Raw genomic sequence first — 17,351 nt, 5'->3', positions numbered from 1 at the left:
GTTCATGTCCGGTTCCCAAACCGCCAATTTGCCGCTCGCTTATAGTGAGTGTATAATCTAGTTTTGCGGTGGTCATGGCTCAGGTGAGACGCCCGGTCCCATTCCGAACCCGGAAGCTAAGGCCTGACACGGTGAGGGTACTGCACTCGATAGGGTGTGGGAGACTAGCACGCTGCCGCATTATTCTTTTAGCGGGGAACTTGATTGTTCCCCGCTTTTTTATTATTTAAGTTTAGGTTATCGTTCGCGCGGTCTACTCGCGCGAACGATACATCTCATTCAGTGCGAAAAATCTCGAATCTCTACCTCACTTGCGCTGAAACATGTTAGTGTAAAGAATCTTGTTAGTGTAAAGAGTAGTGTGTAAGTGTAGCTTTAACACAATTAAACTGATTAAACGGAAGTATGTATGAAAAAGGCTCTTATTAACATTGATTACACGAATGATTTCGTGGCAAGTGATGGCTCGCTTACAGTAGGAGAACCTGCGCAAAAGCTCGAGAAGCGCATTACCGAGATATCGCAAGAATTTCTCGATGCTGGTGAATTCGTGGTTTTTGCAATCGACACGCATCATCTAAACGATCCGTATCATCCAGAAACTAAGCTTTTCCCACCTCACAATATTGCTGGAACTCATGGTCAGGAGCTCTATGGAACTCTTGGTGATTTTTATGAGGCAAATAAAGATAAAAGCAACGTGTATTACATTCATAAAACTCGCTATTCTTCCTTTAATGGCACGGATTTGCTGATTAAGCTTCGCGAGCGCCATATTGAGGAGTTGCACTTGGTTGGAGTTTGCACGGATATTTGCGTGCTCCACACTGCTGTTGACGCGTATAATCTTGGATTCAAGATTGTGGTTCACAAAGATGCAGTCGCAAGCTTTGATCCTCAAGGTCACGAGTGGGCTTTGCGCCACTTTAAGACTTGTCTTAATGCAGATATTGTAGAAGGCTAAGATCTTTATCTAAAAATATTAAATAATTATTAAATAATTAATTATTAAATAATCGACGCTGGTTGCTTTGAGCTGCCAGCGTTTTTGTTTATTCGGAGTGTCGACTTGACTATTAATGAGAATCATTATTATTATTGATAGACGTTGTAAAGATGTCTTCAATAGTTATTCGTGAAAGAAGAGCGCGAATAGGCGAATTTGAGAAGATGAAGTGTAGAGAGCGAAACAGTAACATGACTAAGGTCATTAAGAATATGGTAAAACGCGCGTTCGCGATGTGCGGCGTTGCGATACTTGCGTTTGCGGTGCTGGTATCGGGGTTCAGTGCTGCAAATCCTGCGTATGCGGATGAAGAACAAACTACCTATAAGTATGATGCAAGCGCAAAAGATGTGTTGTCAAACGGCCATATGGACATCTTCTATCCATTTATGCATGATGACAAGCTAACAATGGGTTTTGAAGCCAACTCTATGCTATACAAGCCTGAAAATGTGACAATGAAGGTTGGCGAGTCATCATACAGTACGCAAGATTTTGATAATTACAAAAACAAGTTACCATTCGATGCTTCACAAGGTTATTGGCTCTTAGACGAATCTGGTAATAAACAAGATAAAGAGCTGTTCCCAGGGTGGGATACGTCTATAGCAAGATACGCTGTTGACGAAGAAAATCAAGATGGCGCATCAGCAGACATTGTTATACAAAAAGTAACAGCTCCTAAAGGCGGAAAAGTTTTAATATGGCAGTCTGCAAAAAATAAGGATAAAGAATCCATAGCAAAATCATTTGAATATCAAGATAAAGATGATGAAAAAGAAGAAGGCAGCCGATTCGAGCTTCCAGGAGTGATTCATCAATCTCAAGTTACACATCAACATACAAACTGGGTATTCACTCAGCCTGGAACCTATACATTAGAAGCGTACGCTGTTATTAAAAACAAGACAACGAAAGAAACTAAAACCACTAATACTGCCAAATATACTTTTATTGTTGAAGCAAGCCATAATCATACCGTGCCATCTGAGTCTGTCGTTAAAGAACGCGGAAAAGCGGAAATTCCAGTTTTGGATGCAAACACTAAAGACGATGATCCTTCTGAAAACTCTGACTGTGCCGATGGCAATCTGTGCATACTAGGGATTCGCAATACTGGTAGCCACCCACATTATCATTCCTATGAGCCAGGCGGTGGATTGAATCTTTACACGTATCGTGAAGGATTCAAAAAAGATATTGAAGATGGAAAAATAAAACGACCATCATATGAATGGTGTATAAACAGGGCTGACGAACAAGAAAACACATTTGCATCATGCTTCTTAGGTGAAAGGCTAAAGCTGCCAGCTGAACCTGCGATGAACGGAATGAAAGTTCGCGTGATTTTAACTGGAGAAGGAATTGGACCTTTTGATAGAGATAGAGCTTTTGGAACAATAGTCGTAGAAGATCATGGCACTGACGGACGCCCAGTAGTACAAGCATACGGAAAGTCCAAAGTCAATTTAGGAGAAAAAGTTCATCTAAAAGCTAAACTGTTCTCCCCACGAGTTCCTACTGTAAAAGGTGAAGCGTCTGATCCAGAAGAGCCAGCTACATCCATAGTAAAAAAATACAAGTGGATGATTAAAAAAGATGGCGAAAAAGAGTTTAAAAATATTGAAGGTTCTGCCGACGGAAGCACATGCGAATTAACAATTGATGAAAGCATGCAGGATGCTGTCGTACGCGCTTATCTTGTGCTAGACGACGGAACGTTATATAGGAACGCAGGTTTCGATGATTTTTGCGATTGGAATGTCAATATAAAGAATTTAGACAAAAAAGATCATGCGCAACCTGAAAACTCAAAAGATTCTAAGAATAAGAAGAACAACAAGAATAAAAACAACAATAAAACAAAAAACAAGAAGAATAAGAAAAATAAGAAGAATCGTAAAAAGAATAAGAACCATAAGTCTAATGGAAACGATGAATCTGATAGTCAGAATGAGATAGAAGACGGCAATCAGAACGAAGAATCCAACAACACAGGTGGATCAAAGGAAAAGAATAGCAACAAGGAATCAGAGTCAGATAATAAAGATTCTAAAAAGAACAAAAAGAAAAACGATAAGGATAAAGATAAAAAGAAGAATAAGAATAAGTCAGATGAAAACGAAGATGATTCCAATTCGTCTGATTCTTCCAATTCGCATAACTCTTCCGAATCGTCAGACTCTGACAATAACAGTTTTAAGCAATCCGCAACCACTCCGTTAGTTGCAAGAGCTAATACTAATAATGTATTTACAAATGCTAGTGGAAGCTTCACAAAATCTTCTTCTAAAGGATTAGGCGGATTGTCAAATGGTATTTCTTCTTCAAAACATTCTAAGAAGATGAAAAAGTGAAACTGCTTAGTAAAAAAGGCAAAAAGTCAAATAAGACTAAAGCTGCTTCATACAATTCTGATGATGAAAACATTGAGGATTCAGAAGTACTAGAAGATTCAGAAGAAGAACAAGAAGCAAAAAGTCACAAAACAAAATGGGTAGCTGCTGCTGTAGGAACTGCAAGCGTGAGCTTGTGTGCTGTAACAGGAGCTGGGGCTTTCTTGATGAGACCACGTATGAAGTTGTTGTAGAAGGAGAAGAAAAATGACTAAAAACAAGCACTATATAGCAACGGCAATAATAGCATCAATATGCACAGCAATTATGCTACTAGCTACGGCTCTACTCCCGTCTCCATTTATGGGGTCCGCCAAAGCTGCAACAAGCAACCAGCCAGTTATGATTCAGGCAGGTCACGCAGATTTTGGACCAACACTTTCTGGCGGAAATTGGAAAATACAAATTCGCGATGATACTGGCGACGAACCAGTATGGAGAGACCCAGAAAACGTAGTATTCAAACTTGGCAACAGCTCAATAGTTCCTATGCCAAACGATGCAACGTACAACTTTATCGGCGAAAAACCAGGAACAAAGCTTTATGTGATTCCACAAACACAAAACTCTAATGTGGTATGGCTCGGATGGAACACGCAGGAAGGTGGAGTGCTTAACGAGCTAGATCGCGGAGCAAACCTTTCGCTTGATGGCGTTAGCGGACCTGGAAAATTGCACGTCTACCTTGAAAATGGCAATAATGCTCCACAGCAATTATGGGATAGTACTAAAGGATATCCACAAAACAGTTGGATTGAAGCGAACGCGCACACTCACGTAAATTGGGTATTCTCGAAGCCTGGAATTTACCATGTAAAGCTCACTTTTTCTGGAAAACTAAAGAATGGTCGCGCTGTAAGTGACACTCGTGTGCTTAATTTTGCAGTGGGAGAAAAAACAGATCCACAAGCTGCGTTATCTGGAGCAGCGGGAGCAGCCTCTTCAGGCGCGCACTCTCAGTCTGGCTCATCGAATGCAAACGAAGGAAACGACGGAGAAAATAACGAAGAGTCTGACGCAGACAACAATGATGAGAATGCGGAAGGAAGCGAATCGAGCAATGCTTCCGCCAGAAAGCATAAGAAATCTAGTAGCGCTGACGATACAGTAGCGATAGCACAGATTGTGATGATTGTGTTTGTAATTCTAACAATCGTAATTATTGCGTTTATTGTATTTGCTGTAATTAAAAGCAAGAAGGCAAAGCAGCAGGCGATTAGCCAGCATGGTGCGAATCAGCAAGTTTCGCCAATGGCTCCTATGCAGCAACCAACGCAACCGCAAATGGTGGCTCCAGTGCAGCAAATGCAACCGCAGTACGTACAACAGCATGTACAACAACAGCAGTATGGCGTTCCGCAGCAACCAATGTATGCTCAGCCTAATGTGCCAGTGCAACCAGTTGCGCCAGCACAGACATATGCTCAGCCATATTCTCAGCAGTATGTTCAGCCTCAAGTGAATCAGACTTATGCGAATCCAAATCCTCAGTATGTTGAAAATCAAAGTTCACTAAGTGACTTAGTGAATCCTACAGAGGAAACAACGATCTTACCGAACACAGATTTTAATAATTTAGGACAGAACAATGCGTAGTAAAACATTAATTTGTTTCAAACTAATAAGCGCGATTATAAGCGCAATAATATCTTTTGGATTCTTGGCATCGATGTGCTGCTGCAATTGCGGTAGCGCGTATGCGAGTGAAGCACAAAAAAATGGGCTTTCTGCTACAGAAAGTGATAATAGTAGCGATGAGGATGAAGATCCTGACGAGAACGTATATTCGGATGATCCAAGTAGTGATGATTCTTCCAATATGCCTAAAACTGATCAGAATCCTGCAAAAGATCCAAAAAAGAGCAATAATCCTAATAAAACCAGCAATGAAGAAGCTTGCAAGGCCGCTGTTGTAGCTAAAGATTCCAGTAAGCCAAAGGATTCATACACACGATACGAAAAGTGTAAGGTGTACAAGGGGCACACTGATGGCATAGCTGTGTATATGGATAAAAGCGGACATCTTGTGTTAGGCACACAAGGAGATTATTTTCCAGGCGTACCCAAAAATGGTGTTAGGTACAATTCTGATCGCATAGAATTTATGCTTGGAAGCAACACAAAATTAAAAAAATCTGTTTTTGCTAAAGAATTAAGCTTCCTTCCTAAAGATAACAGTGGCGAGTATGTTTGGGCTTTGCCTCAAGTACAGGAAGATAACAAGTTGTGGTTAGGTTTTACAACACAAACATTGCCTCGTAAAACTGTTTCCGCTGTAAAGTTTCGCTTAAAGTCTGCGGATATTCCAGAAGGCGGGGCAGTGTATGCTTATGAGAATGATTCTCACGGTAAGGTAATACCTGTTTTAGGGTCTCCTAATACTGATTTCCCTCATAAGTTTTATAGAGACGACAATACGCATTTGCATGTTAATTGGGTGTTTACCAAACCAGGTAAATATGTGTTGTGTATAGAAGTAACAGTTAAAACAAAAGACGGGAAAATACTTAAAGATTCGCAAGGATACACGTTTAATGTGGATATGCAAGGTGGTGCTACTGGGCAATTTCACATAGAAGATAAAGATTCTGATAACGATAGCGAATTAAATAAACACGAAAATCAAAGTGCAAGCGAAGGTGACGAAGACGGCGACGATAGTGATAATGAAGATGAAGAATCTGAAGACAACGAAGATGAAGATGATGAAGATTCTTCCACTTCGATTGTTATAAACGGAAACAATAACAGAGTTTACGTAACACCATGGCCTGGTGCCAAGCCAAATGGCGGACTAGCTAACCAAAGTTCCGACGAGGAAGATGGCAATGGGAAAAGTGAAGGCGGTGACGGATCTGAAACCGAATCTGGATCTGAAGCCGAATCTAAAGGCAAAAACAAAAAGCAAAAAACCGTCAAAAAATGCTCAAAATTTAAGGATTTACAAGGCGATAAGCTAGTTATTAAACATGGTCACGTTGATTTAGCAACCTATTCAACTGGTAACGGAATAGGATTTGCTGTACAAGAAGACGTGACTGGAAGCCACGTAAAGCGTGACCCGAGCAAAGTTGTGTTTTATGCTGGAAAATCAGCTAAAGATAAAGGTGTGTGGCGACTTCCACAAACGCAAAAAAATAGCGTACCGTGGGTTGGCTGGAGTAACCAGAATTTAAGCCCACACAAGCCAAGCAAAATCAGCCTTAAATCTGTAAAAGGGCCAGGTAGCGTGCGAATTTGGTTGCAAGGCGGACTTGGTGTAAAAGCTAAAACACTCATGTCTAGCAGTGGAAACAGTACGTATACAATCCCAGCAAACACGCATATGCATTTAAACTGGGACTTCTCAAAGTCTGGATATTATACGATTACTTTTGCTGTAAGCGCAAATGGAAAAACAGTTACAAAAGACTTCCACTTTGCAATTGGTGTGGATCCAATGGAAAAGCCAATGAGCTGCTCTATGACAAAGGTTGATGATGAAGACGGAGATTCAGACGATAAATCAAATGAAACTGATGAAAATGGTGATGACTCTGAGAATAACTCCGACGACGAAGACAAACAAAACAACAATAAAAATAACAAAGATAACAATAATAACAGCGACAATAACAACGACAATTCTGGAAATAATAGTGGCGCGACGCCATTAGCAGCTGCAGCTAGAGGAAACTCTGGTTCGGGAGCGTCATTCTTTGGTGGTGGAATTGGAGCATCGAAAAGCGCTAATCGAGGCAAAACTGGCAGGTCTGTAAGTCTTTCTGGCGGAATTGGAAATCATGCAAACAAAGGCATCCAATCAAAATACAATTCCAAACGAGTTAAAGGTCTAAGAAAAAGTTTGCAAAGCGGCGTTAAAAGCGAAGAGCCTAGAGGAATAGTAGGATTGTTCAAACACAAGCCAGTAGTTGCATACACGGCTTTAAGCCTTGGTATTACAGCAATTTCTGGAACTTGCGCAGCTGGATTGTTTATTCTACGCAAACGTGGACTAATACCTGCAGGAGGCTTATTTAGAGCACTTATGAATTTGAAATAAAGCGTAGAAAACGTTGGTAAAATTAATGAAAATCGTTGATTTACTAGGTAAAAAAAGTGTGAAGCGCGCGGTTTCTGCTGCTCTAGCAGTTTTAACCGCGCTGCCGCTGGGCGCGTGCGGTGCGCCTAACAACGCGCTTCGTGCAAATAGCGCGAATAACGCAAAATCTGGGAAAATTAACGTTGTAACAACAACGGGCGTTTTGCGAGACATGGTGGCGAATGTTGCAGGAGACGCTGCAAATGTAAGTGCGATTGTGCCAGATAACGCGGATCCGCATTCGTACGAGCCGCGTTTGCGTTCAATTCGAGATGTTGTGTATGCGGATGTAGCTTTTAGTAACTACATGATGCTGGAAGAGCACGGCGTAATTACAGCTTTGGACGCGAATTTGCGAAAAGGCGTGCCAAATGTGCAACTTGCAGAAGAAAGTGTGAAGCACGCGGCAGATATTATTCCGATGGTAGAAGACGTGTCTTTAGACACGATTTGGCTAGGGCTTGCTACAGAACGCATGGCTGCGCAACCGAGCGAGGAAGCGCATAGTGCGCAAGGCGCTACAAATGCAAATACGCAAAAGCGTGCGGAAGAATCGCCCTCGGCGGCGGCTGGTGAGTTAACTTCGCTAAACAATCTCAATAAAACAAAAACAAATTCAAAACAAGATAGCCAACTAGAAAAGTCAGGCCAATCTTTGCAATCAAATGCGCCTTCAACTGCAACAAAAGAAGGCCGCGCAACTGTAATAAAGCCGAACGCATACAACATGAAAAGGTCCGATAGAATACGCTTAACAGCTACAAAAGTAAGCGGACCAGGCGCGCTTTTTGCTTACTTGACTGGCACTTTTGGAAGCGTAGAAACATACTTTAACAGCGCAAACGGCATAAGCGCAGAAGACCACGTAGACTTGCCAGCAGACGCGCACACGCATTTAAGCTGGGCGTTTAGTAAGCCAGGCGAATACACACTTGACTTGCACGCCGACATGCTAAACGCGCAAAACGAGGTAGTTTCTAGTCTTGGAAACGCTAAAATGCGATTTGCTGTAGGCGTAAATGCGCAAAAAATAGCCAAAAAGCGTGGAGCTAGCGTAGTGCTGAACAAAGGTCATGCAGATTTAGCTTACGACTTAGCAAAACGCGGATTTGTGTACCGCGTAGATACTTTGCAAGAAAAACGCTCCACTACGCCAAAACGCGTGTATTATGCGCCTCGCGATGTGGTTGTAGAAGTTCCAACTAACGCGCTAAAAGAGATACCAGCCGAACAAGGATACAGGTTTTTGGGAGCTGCAAGGCAAAAGATTTATCAGCTGCCACAAGCAGTTTTAGGAAAGCACGTTCACGGAGATATTGATCCGCATTTGTGGCAATCCGTAAAAAATGGCATAGCATACGTGCGCACAATCGCAGATCGCCTTTGTGAAGTGGATGCTAAAAATGCTCGTAAATATCGCGAAAATGCAGATCGATACATTAACAAGCTATTAGATGTAGACGCTTATATGCGCAAAAAAGTGGCGTCAATACCAAAAGAGAAGCGCAATTTGGTTACAACACACGATGCTTTTGCGTACTTAGGTAAAACTTACGGCGTGAATATTGCAGGATTTGTAACGATTAATCCTTCGAGCGAGCCGAGCGTGCAAGATAGGCGTAGATTGCAGCAGATTTTGCGCGATTTAGAGATTCCAGCTGTGTTTTTGGAGCCAAATTTAATATCGCGTTCGTCTGTGCTCAAAGAGCTTGCGGCGCAAGCGCACGTAAAAGTCTGCCCGATTTATGGAGATGCTTTCGACTCTAAAGTTAGAACTTATGCGGATATGATGCGAGCGAACGCGGATTCTTTAGCGAAGTGCTTGAAGTGAGATTGAAGTTGAATTTATGAAGATTAATAAGGGAAATATGGACGCGAATATGGACGAAAATACTGTTATAAGCGCGCAAAACTTAATCGTAAGTTACGGCAGTCGCACGATTGTAAAAGACGTTTCGTTTACGATTAAAAGCGGCGAATTTGTGGGACTTCTTGGTGCAAATGGAGCTGGTAAAACAACGCTTTTCCGTGCGATTATGGGTTTGATTCCGCATACTGGAAAACTCGAAGTGCACGCTAATAAAAGCGGTGAATCTTTGATTAATCCGCGAGTGAGTAACGTTGGATACGTGCCACAACGCCACGATATTGCGTGGGATTTCCCACTTTCCGTACTAGACGTGGTAATGATGGGCCGCATTCGCCACATTGGCTACGTTCGTCGTGCAAAAAAAGAGGACTACGAGATAGCGCTCGCTTCTCTTGAGCGCACAGGAATGGCGGATTTTAGGGATCGCACAATCGGCGAGCTTTCAGGCGGCCAAAGGCAGCGCGTACTTGTTGCGCGTGCTCTTGCAGGGCAGCCGCGATTGTTGCTTTTAGACGAGCCATTTACAGGCTTAGACATGCCTACTCAAGAGCTGCTCACGAGTCTTTTTTTGGATTTAGCAAAGTCGGGAGAAGCGATTTTGATGAGCTCGCACGACATAATCGGATCCATAAACTCGTGTTCTAGAATCATGCTTTTTGACGGAAGCATAGTAGGAGACGGCGCTCCAGAATCATTAAACGCAAATCAATGGGTGCAAACATTCCATGTGGATGCGCAAAATCCACTAATCAAAGCTGTAGAGCGCGTTATGGCGCATGAAAGTGTGGTAGAAAAATAATGCTATCCCCAATCGACTTTATACAAGACCTTACAAACCCAGACCTTTGGTTCTTACTCAAAGCGCTTATAGTAGCGTGCCTTTCTAGCGTAATATGCGGAGTTGTAGGATGCTACGTAGTGCTACGCGGAATGGCGTTTATTGGAGACGCAGTAGCGCACTCCGTGTTTCCAGGACTCGCAATCGCATTTGTGTTGCAAGGAAACTTGCTATTTGGCGGCGCGCTCGCAGGAGTTGCAACCGCGCTAATCGTATCAATCTTTAGCCAAAATCGTAGACTTCGCGAAGACTCGTTTATTGGCGTATTTTTTGTGTCTGCCTTTGCGCTCGGAATCGTAGTAATATCAAAAGCTTCTGGCTATGCAGGATCCCTAGAATCGTTCCTATTCGGCTCCATTACAGGAATACCAGACTCTGACATTGCTGTAGTAGCAATAACAGGGCTAATAATCGTAACGCTTCTAATGATGTTCCACAAAGAGCTAGTATGCGTTTCAATGGACAGAGAAACAAGCCGCGCAATGGGTTTGCCAGTAGCATGGTTGGATGGAATGCTATACGTTTTAGTTGCGATTGCTGTAGTAGTATCTGTGCAAATAATCGGAAACGTGCTTGTTTTAGCGCTTTTGATTACGCCTGCGGCGACTGCGCGATTGCTTACCGACAGACTTGGGAAAATGATGATTTTGGCGCCTGCTATTGGGTGCGCTTCTTCGATTCTTGGAATGTACTTGTCTTGGAGTTTAGACACTGCTACTGGCGGCACAATCGTTTTGGTTGCGACTTTTATGTTTGTTCTAGCGTGGGTGTGCTCGCCTAAACATGGGTTGGTGGCGAGGATTGTGCCGAAACTGCGATCAGTCGTTGCATAAGCGCGCTGTAACGCGCGAGCGACATTTAATATTTACTATTTACTGTTGCGAGAGGGCTGGCTAATTCTTGTCTCACAACGCTCTGCCTATTACGTGTAGTCTAGAGTTGCGGTTGTTCCGTTTTGGCTTTGATTTTGTTTTTTGTGTTGAGGTTTGTTTGTAGTGGTTGGTCATTTGGATTATTTGGTATCGGCTGCCGCTCTTATACTGTTCGACCAAGAATCACCCAGCCCTCTTACGTGCTTGAACAATTGCGTATTGCTTAAACACCGAGATTCTCGATTTTTCTTGCTACTTCAGCGAATCACCATTTCATGCTGAGGTTCGCTTCATCCGCTGCGAAAAATCTCGAATCTCTACCTCACTTGGCGTAATCATGTAGTATGGTTATGGAAATTTTGCGGTTTATAGTTTGCGGCACAATAGACGTATGGTATCTAAAGGAAAGCCTTCGCCTAGAAGCGCAGTTAAGCCGCTCAGTGATGAGCAAGTAGAACGCTTAGCGCGAGCACACAAGTTAGTTGACCCTACTTACTACTACCCAACGGGCGCGCGGACGCCAAATACGGCAGAAATCAACGCGCAAAATCCAAAGGCAACTGAGCGACTTCTCGAAGGAACGTCTCGCGTGCTTAGATCTCGTTGTAAAGTGCGCGCATGGGGATTAGAGAATGTGCCAGAAGAAGGCGTGTTTATAACCGCTTGCACGCACGTTACAATGTTCGACGTTTTCGTGCCAATGACGTCTCTATTCCACCAAGGCCGACGTCCGCGATACATGGCAAAAGCAGAACTCGCTCATTGGCCAATCTTAGGAAAATGGTTCCAGCTTGTTGGCATGCAACCAGTTCCACGCAGAAGCGGAAAAGCGCGCGAAATCGAAGAAGAATCGATTAAAATCCTAACAAACGGTAGGCCGCTTAGCGTATGGCCAGAAGGAACAGTTACGCGCGACCCTCAAAAATGGCCTATGAGCATGAAGCCAGGAATCGGAGTTATTGCGCTCGAAGCATCGCGCAGGCTGGGGCATCAAATTCCGCTATTTTGCGCTGTTACATGGGGTGCTGCCAGCATTAATCATTGGTGGCCGTGGCCAAAAAAGAACGTTGTAATGTGCTACGATGCGCGTCTTGATTATTCGGATCTTCTAAAAGATATGGAAAATTGGGGTGATTTGCCGCCTATGGAGTCTGCTGCCGAATTAGCTCGTCGCGTACGCGTGCGCATGACGGAAATTATGGAAGAGATCCGCGGAGAAAAAGCACCAGAAGGATACTTTGACTATAGACTTATGAAGAGAGTCAAAGAATAGTGACTGTAAATTTGCGGTTCACTAAGCCGTAAAACTTTTGTGAATCATCCGTAAAGCGGGCTGTGTAGAATTATGCAATAGTTTGATTAAAAGTATGCAAACATAAAATCGTAAATACTTAAATCACAAAAGTATATAGATTAAAACCGAAAGGCTAGGCGTAAACATGAACGTTACGGTGTTGGGTGCTGGAGCTTGGGGTACGGCGTTTGGGCAAGTGCTTGCAGACGCGGGAAATCAAGTGACAATGTGGGCAATAGAGCCGCAAATTGTGGAAGGCATTCGAGATAATCACCGCAACGAAGTGAGGCTGCCAAGCGTAGAGCGTTTGCCAGAAAACATGACTGCTACGGGGGATCGCGAAGAAGCTGTAGCAAACGCAGACATTGTAGTAGTTGCGATTGCAGCACAATTTGCGCGCGTTGCACTCGAAGAATTTGCTGGCAAAATTCCGCAACATGCGATTGTTGTTTCGCTTATGAAGGGCATTGAGCGCACAACAGGCAAGCGTATGGACGAAGTTGTGTGCGAAGCTTTAAGCTTACCGCGCAACCGTTTTGCAGCATTATCGGGGCCAAACTTAAGCAAAGAAGTGGCGTTAAGGCAGCATGCGGCGGCGGTTGTGGCGTGCGAGAATCGCGCAAATGCCGAAGTGGTGGCAAAAGCTTGCTCAAACAGCTACTTTAAGGCGTTTGTATCAACCGACGTAATCGGCGTAGAAATGTGCGGATCGCTTAAAAATGTGGTTGCGCTCGCAGTTGGCATGGCTCGAGGCGCAGGATACGGCGAAAACACGGCTGCTATGATTGAAACGCGTGGACTTGCAGAGTTGACGGCATTGGGCGTTGCAGAAGGCGCAGATTCGCGCACATTCGCAGGACTTGCAGGCTTTGGTGATTTAGTGGCAACTTGCGGGTCTCCGCTAAGCCGCAACTACACTTTTGGATCAAATCTTGGAAAAGGCATGAGCGTTGAAGAAGCAACTGCCGTAAGCAATGGTGTGGCTGAAGGCGTTCCAACTACTAGCGCGGTTGTTTCAATGGGTAAGCGTTTGGGAGTTGCTACTCCGCTTGCAAGTGCGATGGCTCGTGTGCTAGAAGAAGGAATATCATGCCAAGAGATGCTTGCAATGCTTTTCGATAACGATGTTTGCGAAGAGTAGTGAAATTCCTTATAAGCCGCGCGCGTAGATAATTCAAAATAATTAAAATAATTAAGATAATTAAAATAATTTTCAAAGGAAAAAAATGACGAAAAAGCGTGTAGTGTTCTTGTATGGCGGTAAAGCAGACGAACATTCGATTTCTTGCATATCGGCTGCTGGAGTACTCAGTGCTGTAGACGAAAGTCGATTTGAAATCGTACGTATTGCAATCACAAAGCAAGGCGAGTGGATTGTTGGCGGCGAAGATCCGCGAAACTTCCGCATGGAGCAAGGCGAGTTGCCAGTAATCACAAAAACCGAGCAGACGCGCGATGTTGTGCTAGACCCAGCTAAAGGTGCCGACGGATTTTTGGTGCGAGAGGCAGATGGCACGCTTACAAGTTTGGGTCATATTGACGCTGTTTTTCCGGTTCTTCACGGCCCAAACGGTGAAGACGGAACCTTGCAAGGTTTGCTAGAAATGATGCAAGTTCCATACGTTGGTTGCGGAGTTTTGGCATCCGCCGCGTGCATGGATAAGTATTACGCTAAGCAACTTTTTAAGGCGGCTGGAATTGATGTTGCTCCAGGAATAGCGCTGGATGTGCGAAAGTTCGCTAATGATTGCGCAAATCACTTTGACGCGTACGCAAACGAAATTCTTGAGCAAGTTGAAGAAGCAAAACTCGAGTATCCACTTTTTGTAAAACCAAGCCGAGCAGGATCTAGTTTTGGAGTTACAAAAGTTGAATCGCGCGATGCTAAAGCTTTAGCAGATGCCGTTTTTGAGGCTTCGAAGCACGATTGGCGAGTATTGATAGAGCAAGGAATTGACGCGCGAGAAATTGAGTGCGCGGTTCTTGCCGCTCGCGACGGCGAAGAGCCTAAAGCGAGCTGGCCTGGAGAAGTTGTGCTGGACAAGCGTCAGGCTGGCGAAGACCAGTTCTACGATTTTGACAGCAAATACATGGATTCCGCAGCTTCGCACGTGGAAGTGCCAGCAAATCTGCCAGAAGAAACTTTGCAGCGCGTTCGCAATACTGCGCTCGCAGCGTTCAAAGCAGCGGACGGTCGAGGACTTAGTCGCGTGGATTCTTTCGTTACTCCAGAAGGACATGTAATGATTAACGAGATCAACACCATGCCTGGATTTACGCCAATTTCCATGTATCCAAAAGCTTGGGAAGCAACGGGAATAAGCTACAGTGATTTAATCACAAAACTTATTGAAGGCGTGATTTTAGACTGAGACAATCTTCAAAAAATCATGGTTTTTGAGGATTAGTCGCCAGCAACCGAAGAATTTGTGCAAATTTGCGCAAATATCAAATCTTAAAGTCTGTATAAAATCAGATTTAAAAGAAAACTTAAAACACAAACGAAGAGGTAAAAATGCGGAAAACTCAGCATAACGACATGTACCATTTAGCGCGAAAACGTCAAGGAGATGTTGGTGTATCGCTGTGCTTATTCCTATTTGTTTGGATTCTTGCAACTATTTTAATAGGTGAACTTATAGGCTTGTTCATTCCAAAAGGTGTTCTAAGTCCTTCATTAAGCTCCTTCGTTTCGTCAGACATTGCGCAATACTTAATAGCGTTGCCGATAGCGATGCTTGTTTTAAGACGAGTGCCAGCGGTAGAAACACGCAAATTCACAATGACATTCAGACAGTTTGCTGGATTTTTCGCAGTGAGCGTACCGATAATGTATGCAGGAAACTACCTAGGTTTGGCGATTTCTGCGCTTATATCTGGCGGAAAAGCTGAAAACAGGATTGCAGATATAGTGGCAGGCGGAAACGTATGGGAAACCATGATTTTCGTTGTTTTCCTTGCTCCAGTTGTGGAGGAATGGCTGTTTAGAAAGCAGATTATAGACAGGCTGCGAGTGTATGGCGAAAAGCGCGCGATTGTGTTCTCGGCTCTGGCGTTTGCGTTGTTCCATATGAACATGTTCCAGTTCTTCTATGCTTTTGGGCTGGGACTTGTGTTCGGCTACATGTATGCGCGTACATCACAGCTTAGATACAGCGTATTTTTGCACATGATTGTAAACTTCCAAGGAAGCGTTATAGCGATGTGGATTTCCGACAATATGATGGATTCAAACGGGAACTTAATTAAAGTTGAGAATCTTACAACGCAAGAAATCGCGGATTTGGCTCCTGGATTCATGTTTATAGGTCTTTACGCGATGTTCATGATTGTTATGTTTGTGTTTGGAATTGTGCTGTTAGCAAGGAGTAAAAAATATCTCGAATTCTACGATTCGCCGCTTGAAATTCGCGGAAGTGCTGGAATAAAGGCGCTTTACGGAACAGTCGGCATTATGGGTTTCCTTGTGGTTTCAGTGCTTATGAATATGATAATGCTTTTTGTGTGAGCGAGAACGCGTTTAGTGTGATTTCGGATTACGGGATTATTTGGGATTGATTAGTGTATTGGAGGCGATTTTATGGTTACGGTAAATGCAGAAAATGCAGAAAATAGTGATGGATTGGTTGCTGGCGACTTTTCTGCTGAGCCAATCCGCGTGGGTCTTTTAGGAGCCGGAACAGTAGGATCGCAAACAGCGCGTCTAATAGTCGAAGAAAATTCTGAACTATCGGCGAGAATCGGCGCTCCGCTAGAGCTTGCAGGAGTAGCATGCTTGCATCCAGAAGATGTGGATGCTCCATGGATTGCCAAAAATCTTCTAAGCGCAGACGCTCTAGCATTATGTGAACGTGAAGATATAGACATAATCGTTGAGCTAATTGGCGGTTTGGAACCAGCGCACACATTTGTAAAAACCGCTCTAGAATGCGGAAAGTCGGTTGTGACAGCAAACAAAGCGTTGCTTGCAAAGTTTGGTCCAGAACTTTACGAGTGCGCGCAAAAAAACGGAGTGGATTTAAGTTTCGAGGCGTCTGTGGCAGGCGCAATCCCAATTTTGCGTCCGCTTAGAGAGTCGCTTGTAGGCGACAAAATCACGCAAATTTTTGGAATCGTAAACGGAACTACAAACTATATTCTTGACGAGATGACGGTGCGCGGGCTTGATTTTGATTCGGCTTTACGCGCGGCTCAAGAAAAAGGGTACGCGGAGGCGGATCCTACAGGAGACGTTGAAGGATTTGATGCGGCAAACAAGGCTGCTATTCTTGCGACGCTTGCATTCCAAATGCCAATAAGCATTGATGACGTTAGCGTTGAAGGAATTAACGCGATTACGGCTGAAGACATTGCTGCGGCAAGTGCAGAAAATCGCGTGATTAAGCTGCTTGCGGCGGTTGCTTGCGATTCGAGTGGCTGTGTGAGCGCAAGCGTTTACCCAGCGTTGGTTAGCAAAGAGCATCCGCTGGCTTCTGTTCATGGCAGCTTTAACGCCGTTTTTGTTAAAGCGCAAGCGGCGGATGATCTTATGTTCTACGGCCGCGGCGCTGGTGGCGCGCCAACAGCCAGCGCGGTTGTTGGAGATATTGTTGGATCTGCTAGAAATATAGCGCGCGGTTGCAGCGATGCCAGCGTGCCAATGTATAACGCCAAATCTTTGGCTTCCACGCGCTCGATTCGTGCGGATTTTGTTGTACGATGCAGCATGGAAGATGCTTCGCTTGCTCTTTGCAGCGAAGTGATGGATGTGTTTGATGCGCATGGAGTTAATGCGGAACGATTGCCTATGCTTTGCCAAACTCAATATGAGGGCGAAGGTGATTGCCCAGCTTGCGGAATCGGCGGTCCTGGCGATTTGCGTGTGCTTGTAAAAGATTGTACAGAGGCGGATTTGCGCGCAATTCTTTCCGATTTGCAAAAAGTGGATGTTGTGTGTGCAAAACCGCTTGCTTTGCGAATTATTGAGTAATCGCGTAATTAAGTAATTAAGTAAT

General features: G+C 44.0%; 11 protein-coding genes, 1 rRNA gene and 1 pseudogene. All 13 read left to right on the top strand.

All coding sequences use genetic code 11. The features are described from left to right. Positions 1–64 precede the first annotated feature (64 nt). The 13 genes and pseudogenes from rrf to HXT24_RS00660 all read left to right on the top strand — a co-directional run bounded on the left by rrf (position 65) and on the right by HXT24_RS00660 (position 17,326). A 5S ribosomal RNA gene (gene rrf, locus HXT24_RS00720) occupies positions 65–181 on the top strand. 228 nt (positions 182–409) lie between these two features. Further along, the gene (locus tag HXT24_RS00715) at positions 410–964 is read left to right on the top strand and encodes a cysteine hydrolase family protein (RefSeq protein ID WP_004125197.1); all 555 of its coding nucleotides are present in this window, start codon (positions 410–412) and stop codon (positions 962–964) included. Between the two features lie 233 nt (positions 965–1,197). Continuing rightward, a pseudogene (locus HXT24_RS00710) lies at positions 1,198–3,596 on the top strand (choice-of-anchor M domain-containing protein). A gap of 13 nt (positions 3,597–3,609) precedes the next feature. After that, on the top strand, positions 3,610–4,998 hold the full coding sequence (locus HXT24_RS00705) for a choice-of-anchor M domain-containing protein (RefSeq protein WP_422119431.1): 1,389 nt from the start codon (positions 3,610–3,612) through the stop codon (positions 4,996–4,998). Next, positions 4,991–7,444, top strand: coding sequence for a choice-of-anchor M domain-containing protein (locus HXT24_RS00700; protein ID WP_422119430.1), 2,454 nt, complete (start codon positions 4,991–4,993; stop codon positions 7,442–7,444). Before HXT24_RS00705 ends, HXT24_RS00700 begins: the two co-directional genes overlap by 8 nt. A gap of 25 nt (positions 7,445–7,469) precedes the next feature. Continuing rightward, on the top strand, positions 7,470–9,314 hold the full coding sequence (locus HXT24_RS00695) for an anchored repeat ABC transporter, substrate-binding protein (RefSeq protein ID WP_422119429.1): 1,845 nt from the start codon (positions 7,470–7,472) through the stop codon (positions 9,312–9,314). Between the two features lie 16 nt (positions 9,315–9,330). Next, entirely contained in the window at positions 9,331–10,152 is an 822-nt protein-coding gene (locus HXT24_RS00690) for an anchored repeat-type ABC transporter ATP-binding subunit (protein ID WP_422119428.1), read from the top strand. Beyond that, positions 10,152–11,024: an anchored repeat-type ABC transporter permease subunit gene (locus tag HXT24_RS00685; RefSeq protein WP_004115980.1), complete on the top strand. Its 873-nt coding sequence runs from the start codon at positions 10,152–10,154 to the stop codon at positions 11,022–11,024. The genes HXT24_RS00690 and HXT24_RS00685 overlap by 1 nt, the downstream gene beginning before the upstream one ends. A gap of 430 nt (positions 11,025–11,454) precedes the next feature. Next, a complete protein-coding gene (locus HXT24_RS00680; RefSeq protein ID WP_014554798.1) occupies positions 11,455–12,336 on the top strand; it encodes a lysophospholipid acyltransferase family protein in 882 nt (293 codons plus the stop codon). A gap of 166 nt (positions 12,337–12,502) precedes the next feature. Next, a complete protein-coding gene (locus tag HXT24_RS00675; protein ID WP_004113710.1) occupies positions 12,503–13,498 on the top strand; it encodes an NAD(P)H-dependent glycerol-3-phosphate dehydrogenase in 996 nt (331 codons plus the stop codon). An 85-nt stretch (positions 13,499–13,583) separates the two neighbouring features. Next, a complete protein-coding gene (locus HXT24_RS00670) occupies positions 13,584–14,729 on the top strand; it encodes a D-alanine--D-alanine ligase family protein (protein ID WP_014554796.1) in 1,146 nt (381 codons plus the stop codon). A 143-nt stretch (positions 14,730–14,872) separates the two neighbouring features. After that, complete coding sequence (locus HXT24_RS00665) at positions 14,873–15,865, top strand: CPBP family intramembrane glutamic endopeptidase (RefSeq protein ID WP_014554795.1); 993 nt, start codon at positions 14,873–14,875, stop codon at positions 15,863–15,865. A 72-nt stretch (positions 15,866–15,937) separates the two neighbouring features. Further along, positions 15,938–17,326, top strand: coding sequence for a homoserine dehydrogenase (locus tag HXT24_RS00660; RefSeq protein ID WP_415690560.1), 1,389 nt, complete (start codon positions 15,938–15,940; stop codon positions 17,324–17,326). The last annotated feature ends 25 nt before the right edge of the window (positions 17,327–17,351 follow it).

The organism is Gardnerella sp. DNF00354 (genome assembly GCF_049262755.1).
GTDB lineage: Bacteria > Actinomycetota > Actinomycetes > Actinomycetales > Bifidobacteriaceae > Bifidobacterium > Bifidobacterium vaginale.
The sequence above is the reverse complement of the archived record's forward strand: the minus strand, read 5'-3'. Positions and strand labels throughout refer to the sequence as shown.

Coding starts and splice junctions, on each gene's coding strand:
- HXT24_RS00715 (WP_004125197.1), top strand. CDS start 410: ATGAAAAAGGCTCTTATTAACATTGATTACACGAATGATTTCGTGGCA.
- HXT24_RS00705 (WP_422119431.1), top strand. CDS start 3,610: ATGACTAAAAACAAGCACTATATAGCAACGGCAATAATAGCATCAATA.
- HXT24_RS00700 (WP_422119430.1), top strand. CDS start 4,991: ATGCGTAGTAAAACATTAATTTGTTTCAAACTAATAAGCGCGATTATA.
- HXT24_RS00695 (WP_422119429.1), top strand. CDS start 7,470: ATGAAAATCGTTGATTTACTAGGTAAAAAAAGTGTGAAGCGCGCGGTT.
- HXT24_RS00690 (WP_422119428.1), top strand. CDS start 9,331: ATGAAGATTAATAAGGGAAATATGGACGCGAATATGGACGAAAATACT.
- HXT24_RS00685 (WP_004115980.1), top strand. CDS start 10,152: ATGCTATCCCCAATCGACTTTATACAAGACCTTACAAACCCAGACCTT.
- HXT24_RS00680 (WP_014554798.1), top strand. CDS start 11,455: ATGGTATCTAAAGGAAAGCCTTCGCCTAGAAGCGCAGTTAAGCCGCTC.
- HXT24_RS00675 (WP_004113710.1), top strand. CDS start 12,503: ATGAACGTTACGGTGTTGGGTGCTGGAGCTTGGGGTACGGCGTTTGGG.
- HXT24_RS00670 (WP_014554796.1), top strand. CDS start 13,584: ATGACGAAAAAGCGTGTAGTGTTCTTGTATGGCGGTAAAGCAGACGAA.
- HXT24_RS00665 (WP_014554795.1), top strand. CDS start 14,873: ATGCGGAAAACTCAGCATAACGACATGTACCATTTAGCGCGAAAACGT.
- HXT24_RS00660 (WP_415690560.1), top strand. CDS start 15,938: ATGGTTACGGTAAATGCAGAAAATGCAGAAAATAGTGATGGATTGGTT.